This is a genomic window from Sutterella parvirubra YIT 11816, from assembly GCF_000250875.1.
In the GTDB taxonomy this organism is placed as follows: domain Bacteria; phylum Pseudomonadota; class Gammaproteobacteria; order Burkholderiales; family Burkholderiaceae_F; genus Sutterella; species Sutterella parvirubra.
Genome location: NZ_JH604861.1, coordinates 1 through 10,267, shown reverse-complemented (window position 1 = coordinate 10,267; position 10,267 = coordinate 1). Strand labels below are relative to the sequence as shown.

General features: G+C 67.4%; 6 protein-coding genes. 3 read left to right on the top strand and 3 right to left on the bottom strand.

Features of this window, described 5'->3' with window-relative positions; genetic code table 11:
- The 3 genes from HMPREF9440_RS01040 to HMPREF9440_RS01025 form a co-directional block, all read left to right on the top strand.
- On the top strand, positions 1 to 1,205 hold a 1,205-nt coding region (locus HMPREF9440_RS01040), incomplete at its 5' end, for a flavocytochrome c (protein WP_040763165.1).
- Positions 1,206 to 1,478: 273 nt separating this feature from the next.
- Entirely contained in the window at positions 1,479 to 3,431 is a 1,953-nt protein-coding gene (gene tyrA, locus HMPREF9440_RS11775; protein WP_008540635.1) for a bifunctional chorismate mutase/prephenate dehydrogenase, read from the top strand.
- Positions 3,432 to 3,581: 150 nt separating this feature from the next.
- Positions 3,582 to 4,115, top strand: coding sequence for a flavodoxin family protein (locus tag HMPREF9440_RS01025; RefSeq protein WP_008540634.1), 534 nt, complete (start codon positions 3,582 to 3,584; stop codon positions 4,113 to 4,115).
- Between the two features lie 211 nt (positions 4,116 to 4,326).
- Here HMPREF9440_RS01025 and HMPREF9440_RS01020 read toward each other — a convergent pair whose 3' ends face one another.
- Genes HMPREF9440_RS01020 through HMPREF9440_RS01010 form a run of 3 tightly spaced genes read right to left on the bottom strand, consistent with a single transcriptional unit; the run spans position 4,327 to position 9,148 of the window.
- Entirely contained in the window at positions 4,327 to 5,208 is an 882-nt protein-coding gene (locus tag HMPREF9440_RS01020; RefSeq protein WP_008540632.1) for an AAA family ATPase, read from the bottom strand.
- Positions 5,209 to 5,234: 26 nt separating this feature from the next.
- Entirely contained in the window at positions 5,235 to 7,121 is a 1,887-nt protein-coding gene (locus HMPREF9440_RS01015; protein ID WP_172634264.1) for a [FeFe] hydrogenase, group A, read from the bottom strand.
- A 14-nt stretch (positions 7,122 to 7,135) separates the two neighbouring features.
- Entirely contained in the window at positions 7,136 to 9,148 is a 2,013-nt protein-coding gene (locus tag HMPREF9440_RS01010; RefSeq protein WP_008540628.1) for an FAD-dependent oxidoreductase, read from the bottom strand.
- Positions 9,149 to 10,267 lie beyond the last annotated feature (1,119 nt).

The window sequence follows — 10,267 nt, the reverse complement described above, 5'->3', positions numbered from 1 at the left end:
GAGTGTCAAATCGGCGGGAAGTTCAGGTCTACATGAACGACCGCAAGAAGGTCCGTCTCATGGCCGAACACGCCCTCTCCAACTACGAATGGACCGTGAAGGAACTCGGCGTCGAGTACCTCCCGGACGCGATCGGTCAGGAAGGCGGCCACTCGGTTCCGCGCTACGTCACGACGACGAACGGCTCGGGCTCGGGGATCGTCACGAAGGAAATCGCGATGTGCGAGAAGCTCGGCGTGCCCATCCGCAAGCGCTGCTACGTCGAACACATCATCCGCACGGAAGAAGGCGAAGTCCTCGGTCTTGAAGTCCGCGAAGGCTACCGCTTCCCGGACGCGAAGAGCGGGAAGACGAAGTTCATCCGCGCCACGAAGGGGGTCGTCCTCTGCTACGGCGGCTTCTCCGCGGACGTGACCTTCCGCATGCACCAGGACCCGAAGTTGGACGCCACGCTCGACACGACGAACCAGCCGGGCGCCACCTCTGAGCTTTGGCGTGAAACCGCCGCGATCGGGTGCCTGCAGATCCAGGCCGACTGGATCCAGTGCGGTCCTTGGGGCAACCCGAAGGAAAAGGGCATGGGCATCGGTTGGCAGTTCAACCAGACCGCGGCCGCCGAATACGGCGTGTGGGTCAACACCGACGGCAAGCGCTTCGTGAACGAACTCGCGAACCGCAAGGTCCGCGCCGACGCGATCATGGTCGAGCAGCAGGCCGGCCGCCAGTGCTGGGCGCTCTGCAACGAACCCAACGTCGGTCCCTTGAAGAAGCAGCGCCCGGGGTTCCTTGAACGCATGCTCGAACAGAAGATCGTCGAGAAGTACGACACCCTTGAGGATCTCGCCAAGGGCACGAAGATCCCCTACGAAAACCTCAAGGCCACGATCGACGCCTTCAACGAAGCCGTCAAGTCGAAGAACGACCCGCAGCTCGGCCGCTACATCAACAACGACCAGGTTCCGATGGTCGACGGCCCCTGGTACGCGGGCCTCTGCCAGCCGAAGGTTCACCACTGCATGGGCGGGCTCCTGACGGACGAAACCTGCCGCGTCCTCGACGTGCGCACGGACAAGCCGATCAAGAACCTCTTTGCGGCCGGTGAAGCCACGGGCGGCGTCCACGGCGCCGTGCGTCTCGGTTCCGTCGCCATTCTCGACTGCCTGGTCTTCGGCCGCATCGCCGGCCAGCAGGTCGCGAAGAACTGACGAACGTTTCTCCCCGGGAACCGGAACCTTCCGATCCCGGCCCCCGGTTCTTTGAGTGAATGTGAGTTTGCCCCGGCACCCGCAAGGGTCCGGGGCCTTTTTTCGCGCCCCGGGCGGCCTCTTCCCGGGCCCCTCATGGGGCCGCCCTCCTGCGTCAACACACGACGCTCTGCCGTTTCCACCTACGCGCTTCCACCGAGGATTCACCGCCTTCGAAGCCCGGCGGCCGCGGTAAGATGGGTCATTCGACCGACTACCCAACCCGGACCGACCATGACCCGCACGACCGACGCCCTCACCGAGGCGACGACCTTGATCGCCATCCTGAGGCGCATTCCCAGAGGCCGCTGGATCTCCTCTTCTGAACTCGCCCAACGCTTGTCCGACGACGGCGTCGACGTGCCGACGAGGCGTCTTCAGCGGGCGCTCTCGTCCCTCGTCCTCTCCTCCGACATGAACGTCGAAGTCGACAAGACGACGAAGCCCTACCGGTACCGGCGCGGGCCCGACGTCTCGGACTTGGCGACGACGAGGCTGACGCCCCGCGAAGCGTTGACGCTGCGGCTCTGCGAAGAGCACCTGAAGCACCAGCTCCCGCCCTACATCGCGCGCGGGATGGCCTCGCTCTTCGACGCGGCGAAGGACGTCCTTCACGAGGACGCCCGGAGCGAAAAGGCCAGGGCGTGGCTGAACAAAGTCGCCTTCGTCTCGCCCGCCCTTCCCGTCGTGCCGCCCGCGATCGACGGGAAGGTCTTCGAGACCGTGAGCGAAGCGCTCTTTCGCGGGAGCCTCATCGAGATCAAGTACGTCAACACCCAGGGGCACGAAACGGTGGGGACGGTCTCCCCTCTGGGGCTCGTTCAGCAGGACAGCCGCCTCTACCTCGTCTGCGTCTTTGAAAACTACGACGACGTGCGGCACCTCGCGCTCCACCGCATGAAGCGCGCGCACCTTCTGGAGCGCCAGGCGCGCCGCCCCGAAGGGTTTTCGTTGGAAGCCTACGTGACCTCGCGCCACTTCAACTACTCGAACGGCCAGAAGATCGAACTCATCGTGGAGTTCACGAGCGACGTCACCGCCCGGAACCTCAGAGAGACGCCTTTCCGCGCCGAGCAGGAACTGACGAAGCTCCCCGACGGGTGGCGCCTGCGCGCCGTCCTGGACGACACGCCCGCCGTCGACGGGTGGCTCGCCATGTGGCGGGACGCCGCAGGGATCCGGCTCGTCGAAAAGCGCGCGTGGCTCGATCCGATGCCGGGCGATGCGGCGGATGCGGCCTTCGGAGCGGCTTCCTCCGGTGAAGCCGCCGGGGCCGCTGATCCGGCTCTTCCCGCGCAGGCCGAACCCTCCCGCAAGCCCGTCGTCATCGTGGGCGGTGCGGGCGGCATGGGGAAGATCCTCCAGGCGTTCTTCCGACGTCACGGCCACCCCGTGCGGATTCTGGAGCGGGACGACTGGCCCCGCGCGCGCGAGATTCTCGCGGGGGCCGGGATCGTCGTCGTGTCGGCGCCGATCGACGTGACGATCGCGGTGATCAAGCAGTTGGGGCCGCTTCTTGACCCCGACACGCTGCTCTGCGACGTGACGAGCGTGAAGCGCGCGCCGGTCGAAGCGATGTTGAAGGCCCACACCGGCCCCGTCCTCGGCATGCACCCGATGTTCGGGCCGGACGTCGTCGACCTCGCGCGTCAGGTCTTCGTCTACGTCCGGGCACGCTGCCCCGAAGCCTCGGAAGAACTCCGCCGGGACCTTTTGTCCGAAGACGTCTCCGTCGTCGAATGCTCCGCCGCGGACCACGACCGCTCGATGAGCATCATCCAGGCGCTCCGCCACTTCACGACCTACGCCTACGGCGTCTTCCTCTCGAAGATCCGGCCGGATCTGCGCCAGATCCTCGCGCTCTCGTCCCCCATCTACCGGTTGGAGCTCGAGATGGTGGGGCGTCTTTTCGCACAGGATCCCCGGCTCTACGCCGACATCGTCTTGAGTTCCGAAGCGAACGCCGACATCATCCGCGCCTACGTCGAGAGCTTGGCGCCGGAGCTCGACATGGTGCTTCGCCGCGACCGCGACGCCTTCATCTCGCGCTTCATGACCGCCCGCGGCTGGTTCGGCAGCTGGGCCGACACCGCAATGAAGGAGAGCGGTCGGATGCTGGCACTCGTTCAGGCCGAACGCCGCCGGCGGGCCGAGGCCGCCAAGGCACAGCCGAAGCCGCAGGGCTGACGCGCCTGACCTCGACACCCCCACCCACGGGCCTCCCGGTGAAGCAGATTCACCGCGGAGGCCCTACACTTCTTGGGGCCCGGGCGCCCGGACACCTGAATGTTCCCGGTGCGCCCCCGAAAATCGAATTCAACCCAAAGGACCAACACCATGAAGATCTGTCTCTTGATGGGCAGCCCCCACCTCGAAGGCACCACCGCCGCTTTGGCCGAAGCCTTCTCGGAAGGCGCCCGCGCCGCGGGCCACGAGGTCGAGCGCATCGACGTCGAAACGCTCACGATCGAGCCCTGCACGAACGCGCTTCTCGAGCGCCTCACCAAGGGTGAGGACGTCGACACGGACGGCATGGCGAAGGTCTTCACGTCGCTTCTCAAGGCGGACGCGGTCGTGCTCGCGACGCCCTTGTACTACTACGGGATGACCGCGCAGCTCAAAGCCGTCGTCGACCGCTTCGTCTCCCGCAACGACGAAGTGGCCGCCAAGGGCTTGAAGGCGGTTCTGCTTGCCGTCGCCGCAGGCCCCGCGCCGGAAGCGATGGAGCCCCTTTCCGCCCAGTTCCGCGCGATCTGCGGGTACCTCAAGTGGACGAACGCGGGTCAGGTCTTCGGCCTGGGGCTCGCGATGCGCCCCTTGGAAGAAACCGGCGCGCTCGACGAAGCGAGGAAGTTGGGCGCGTCTCTTTGATCGACTCTGACCGGCTCCGACCGGCTCCCTGATCCCCTTTCGACCGCATTCCCCGAAGCCCGGACGGCCACGCGCCCTCCGGACTTCGGCGTTCTTGGACGATCCTGAACGTTCCCGGGCGCGGGAGCCCGGCCACCGGATGTCCCGACCGGCCGCGGACGGACCGGGACGGGCCTCTTCTTTTGGAGTTCCGCCGACGGAGTGCCGGGCTTCACCCGCCCGGGAACCCCTCGTCCCCCGTGAGAAACGCGAGCACGGCCGCAGGCTGCGCGACGCGGGTGCGGCGCAGCTCATCGAAGGTCCGTCCTTCCCAGGTGCGCTCAATCTGCTCGACCACCGCCTCCGGCGTCGTCCCCAAGGCCTCCGCCTTCCGCTCAACAAGCGGCCGAAGGCCGGTGCGGAGATCTGCCGTCGTGAAGCCTAGAAGGTCACCGAAAGGCAGGTCGCCCGAGACGTCCGAGAAGTTGTTGACCGCCGCCGCGAGATCGAGCCCCATGGCTTCGCCCGTGATGAGGCAGAACCGCAGGCCGCTCCCGAGGTTCTTCACCATCGTGAGGAAACCCTCGAGGAAGCGCCCGACCTCCGTCCGGCCCTCCTCGGGAGCCTTCCGCAGAGGCGCGTCGATGCCGTCGATGAGGAGCACGACGCCCCGCGAGGCTTCCAAAAACGCGCGCCATCGCGCGAGCGGCTCCATCGGCTCAGCAGCCGTCGCGAATCCCGCAGGCGCGAATGCATGCCGCAGAAGCTCGTCCGCCGCCGACGCGAAAGCCCCTGCGTTCCAGGGGTTCGGCAGATGGATTGCTGAAAGGTCGATCACCACGACCCGGCACGATTCATGGCGCCAACGGCCTTCCGCGCGAAGACCCCGGACGGCGTCCGGTCCGCCCCGCCACATGGCGGCCAAAGTGGAAACGAGAAGGCTCTTCCCGAAGCCCGCGGGCCGGAGAAAAATCAGAAAGTCGCCGACGTCGGCGAGCCGGGCGATGACGTCCGTCTTGTCGACGAAGCACCACCCTTCCTCACGGATGGCTCGGAAGCCGTCGGTGCTTCGGGGTGGGTCGATGACGTTTCGGGGTGGTTCTTTCGCCGTCATGGCGTTTGCTCCTTCTTTTCCTGGGTTCAATACCCCGTCAACTCCACCGTCCGGAAGAGCTGCTCCGCGGACGGGGGATTGGGCGCCGCCCGGCGGTCCCGGTACTCGCAGTGAAGAAGATCGTGCGCCAAGTGCGAGCCCGGCTCGCCCAGGAAGTCTTCGTACAACCGCCGCACGTCCGGGTTCTCGTGCGAGGCGCGGATCGGCGCCTCGGCATCAATCTTCCAGATGCCCTGAAGGCGTGACGGCAACGCCGCGCGGGGCGTCCGCTGCCCGCGGCCCGCGCCCCCGCCCCCGACGCAGCCGCCGGGGCAGGCCATCACTTCGACGAAGTCCCAACGGGATTCGCCCCTCTTCACGGCCTCCACCACGGTCTTCACGTTCGCAAGACCATGCACGACCGCGATCCGGATCACGCCCACGCCGGGGAGTTCCACTTCGGCCTCCTTGATCCCATCCATGCCGCGCACGGCCTCGAAGGCCGGGCGCCAGGTCTTGTCGTCGACCCCCGTCACCGCGCGCATCGTGCGCACGGCGGCCTCCATCACGCCCCCGGTCGCGCCGAAGAGCGCCCCGGCCCCGGACGACGCGCTCATGAAGGGCGAGTCGTACGGGACTTCGGGCATCTGCGCGAGGTCGATCCCGGCGCGGCGCAGCACCGCCGCGAATTCGCGGGTGGTGAGCACGAGGTCGGTGTCCTGCACGCCCGCTTCGCGGACGAGCGTGGGCCTCGCGGCCTCCTCCTTCTTCGCGGTGCAGGGCATGATGGCGATGGTGCGGATCGCCTTGGCATCGAGCCCCTTCTTTTGAGGCAGATAGGTCTTCGACAGGGCGCCGAAGATCGCCTGGGGGCTGCGGGTGGAGGACAAGTTCGGGGTCAATTCCGGGGCGGAAAGCTCGACGTAGTTCACCCAGCCCGGGCAGCAGGACGTGAAGTACGTGCCGCGGCGGCCGGCCTCACGGTCGGCCTTGAGTTTGGCGAGAACCTCCGTCCCCTCCTCCATGATCGTCACGTCGGCGGACCAGCGCGTGTCCATCACGAAGTCGACGCCCAAGGCTTTCAACGCCGCCGTGATGCGGCCTTCGACGTTGGTCCCGGGCGGGAGCCCGAAGGCTTCGCCCAGCTGCACCCGCACCGCGGGCGCCGTCTGCACGACGGTCGTGACCGCCGGATCCTCGATCCAGTCGAGGAGCACGTCGCCCTGGTCCTTTTCCGACAACGCCCCTGTCGGGCACACCAACGTGCACTGCCCGCAGGCGACGCAGCGGCTGCTCTCGGCCCACTTCATGCCGACCGGCCCGAAGCCGATCGCGGCCGAGGTCCCCACGCCGTTCAAGGTGAGCGCGCTCTGCCCCGCCACCTTGCGGCAGGCTTCGACGCAGCGCAGGCACCGCACGCACCGGCTCCCGTCAAAGACCAATGCCCGGCGGGAGTCGTCATAGCGCCGCTCCGCCGCCTTCGGGCGGAAGTGGATGCGCGCGGGGGCGCGAAGCCCCAGGCGCATCCCCGCGGACTGCAATTCGCACGCCCCATGGCGCGAGCAGCGCGCGCAGTCCTGGCAGTGGTCGGCCATCAGGAGTTCCAGTTGGAGCTTCTGCATCCGGCGGATCTTCGCGGTCTTGGTTTCGACCCTCCAGCCCGCGCGCAGCACCGTGTCGCAGGAGGTCGCGACGAACGCGTCGCCCTCCACGGGCGTCACCTCCACCAGGCACATGCGGCAGGTTCCCGGGCGGTGCCCCATTTCCGCGAATTCGCAGAGCGTCTCGATGAAGACGCCCTCGCGGCGCGCGGCTTCCAGAACCGTTTCGCCCTCGCGGAACGCCACCTCGCGCCCGTTGATCACCGCGCGGAGGTCCGCCACCCCGTTGTGTTCATTCGTCATCGCCGCCTCTCCCTTCACTGCTTCATTCATCACGTTCTCCGTCATCAGAGCGCCTCCAGTTCGGATTTGCCCGGAATCGGGAGGAGCGTCGCCGCGGCGAAGAGCCGGTAGCAGCGCATGCAGCGGGACGCTTCGCGCCTCGCCTCCGCATCCGTCATGCCGAATTCGACTTCCTCCCAGTGGTGGATGCGCTCGTCGGCAGGGAGGTGCGCCACGTGGTGGCGCGGCGTCGGGAGCACGGCCCCGGCGCGGGGCGCCGGGCAGTGATCCAGAAGCTTCGCGTCGTGGATCATCGCGGTCATCCGGCGGCGCGGGATGAAGCCCGTGTCTTCGGTGAGGAGCCACTCGTGGATCGACTGCGCGGCGGTCTGGCCGTCCGCCATCCCCCAAATGAGGGACGTGGGGCCCGCAGCGGCGTCGCCCCCGGCGAAGACGCCGGGGCGCGAGGTCGAAAGGTCGTCCTTCACCTCGATCGTGCCCCTGCGGGTCAAGCGGATGCCGTCCTTCTCGCAGAAGATCGAGCCGTCCATCTTCTGACCGATGGCGGCGATCACGTATCGGCAGGGGATCACGAATTCGCTCCCCTCGACGGCGCGCACGCCGCGGCGGCCGGACGCGTCGGGTTCGGTCTCTTCCATGCGGACCAACTCGATCCCGACCACCCGACCGTCCTCGACCAGAACGCGCTTCGGCGCCGTCAGGAACGCGAATTCGATGTCCTCTTCCAAGGCCGCCGTGATTTCGGCGGGGTCGGCCGGAGCGCTCGCGCGGGTGCGGCGGTACGACACCGTCACGCGCCCGTTTTTGAGAAGTCGGCGCGCGGAGCGGCAGCAGTCCATCGCGACGTTCCCGCAGCCGACCACGACGACGTCGCCGTCCAATTCCAGCTCAACGCCTTCGGTCTGCTTCGCTTCGATGTCCAAAAGGAAGTCGAGGCCTTTCAAGTACCCCTTGGCCGTGACGTCCTCGTCGGGGAGACCGAGATGCTGCCCCAACGCGCAGCCCACGCCCAGGAACACCGCGCGGTAGCCGCGCTTCAGGAGCGAATCGATCGTGAAGTCGCGCCCCAGGGCCTTCTCAAAGAAGTACCGCCCGCCCATGCGTTCGATCGCTTCGGTTTCGCTCGCCAGGAGGTCGTTCGGAAGCCGGTACGCCGGAATCCCCAGGCGCGCCATGCCGCCCGCGTGGGGCTTCGCTTCGAAGATGTCGACGAAGTGGCCGCGCTTCAAAAGGTGGTACGCGCAGTTGATCCCCGCGGGGCCCGCCCCCACGACCGCGACGTGCGCGGAGACCGGCGTCGCCGCCGGCTTTTCGCTCTCGATGAAGAGCTGCTCGATGGGCGCCCCCGCGTGGTCCGCGGCGTAGCGCTTCAGGTCCTTGATCGAGACCGGGGCGTCGACCTTGTTGCGCACGCAGGCCTTTTCGCACGGGCGCACGCAGACGCGCCCGCAGGAGCCGACCAAGGGGTAGTGCTCCAGCAGCACCCCCGTCGCGAGCTCGGGATGGCCGTCCCGGATGTAGTCGATGTAGCGAGGAATGTTGACGTGCGCGGGGCAGGCTTCGATGCAGGGCGCGGTCGCCACCGCGTAGAAGTCGTGCTTCACCGGGGGCTGGGCCGGCGCGTCGCGCAGAAGTTCGGGGAAGTAGGTCAGAGCGCCGATCAGCGCCTCGGGCGTCGTGAGCCCGATCCCGCAGAGCGACGTCTCGCGCATCTGCCGGGCGACCTCCATGACGAGCTCCCAATCGACCGCGCGCCCTTCGCCCTTCGCGGCCTTCTCCAGGGCTTCGGCGATCACGACCGACCCCATGCGGCAGGGCGTGCAGCGCCCGCACGAGAGCTTCATCGTGCGCTCGTAGTAGCGCCAAAGGGTGTGCGCCAAGGTGACGCGGTTGTCGAAGATCAGGAATCCCTGGGGACCCACGAACCCGGTGACCGGGTTTCCTGAATTGAAGCTCATGAAGCCTTCGAGGTCGAGCCCTTCGGGCGATTCCCCTTCGGGGCGGCGCCGGTTGTCGTAGGGTCGGCCTTCCCAGACGCCGTAGATGAGTTCGTCCATGGTTGTCCTTATGGTGCGGCAAGTGAGCGCCGAAGCGCCCGGGGTCGGATTCTTTGACGGAAGGCGGGTCAAGCTCCGGAGAAGGACGAAGCGGACGGATGGGCATGCGCGGCCCCGGAGCACGCACGTCGAATCCGCCCGTCTGGGCGGACGGGCGGCGAACGATGAGGCGGTGTCGACGGTTCGAAAAGCCGTCAGGCAGGGTCTTCTCGTTGATGCGGGTCTGGGGTCTTGCGGAAACCGTCGCGGGGCGGGCGCGTCTCCGACGCCTCCCCGGCTCTCCCTCTCCGAAGCCGCCGCCGGTCGAGGGGCCCGGGGGAACCTCTCCCCCTGCGCCCCGCCGGCATCGCCTTCAGAGTCGATTCAGTATTTTGCCTTATCCGCGCGGGCCCGAGACGCGGGCGATGCGCCCCGCTCGGGAAAATTCTCGAAAACGCCTGAGCGTCCCGGGCGTCTCGCCCGGGCCACGACGGGGGCGAAGTACCCTTCCCGAGGGCCTCTGAGGTGGAAAGCGGCAGGGCGGAACGCCCCGTGCTTTTCCCGAAGGGCGCCGCGCATCACGAATTCCTGCATGTCGCCTGCGCCCGAAGCGAATACCGCAACTCTCCCCTTTCGCCCTCATAGGCGGACGCGCAATCGCCGCAATAGCCAAAACGCGAAAACGCAGCCTTTCGGCGGATCCCCTCCTCCCGATGGAGGAGCCCGAATCGACCTTTGACCGATCCTTGACGGCGCGCCCCGCGGTTACGCTGACTTCACCTGGAGCGGATATGCACCGGACAAGCACCGGATGCGCCGCGTTCTGGCTTCACCGGGCCCCGTCGACCCAACGCACCGACGGGCGCCCCTTTGGGAATGCAACCCCAACGCAGAACCGGCGGCGCAGCGCCTGAAACCGGACGCGACCGCGCACGGGACCGCCAAGGTCCCGCGTGCGGCGACCGATGCGCCCGCGCTCAATCGCGCTCAAACGGCGTTCCTCCGCTCCCCAACTCATGTGAAAGGAGTTCACTGATGCTGCAAGACAAGACCTACGGCCTCTGGATCGGTGGGAAGGAAGTGCCCGCCCTCGCGGGGAAGACGTTCGAAATGGGATGAGGGTACGTATTTCGGACCTGT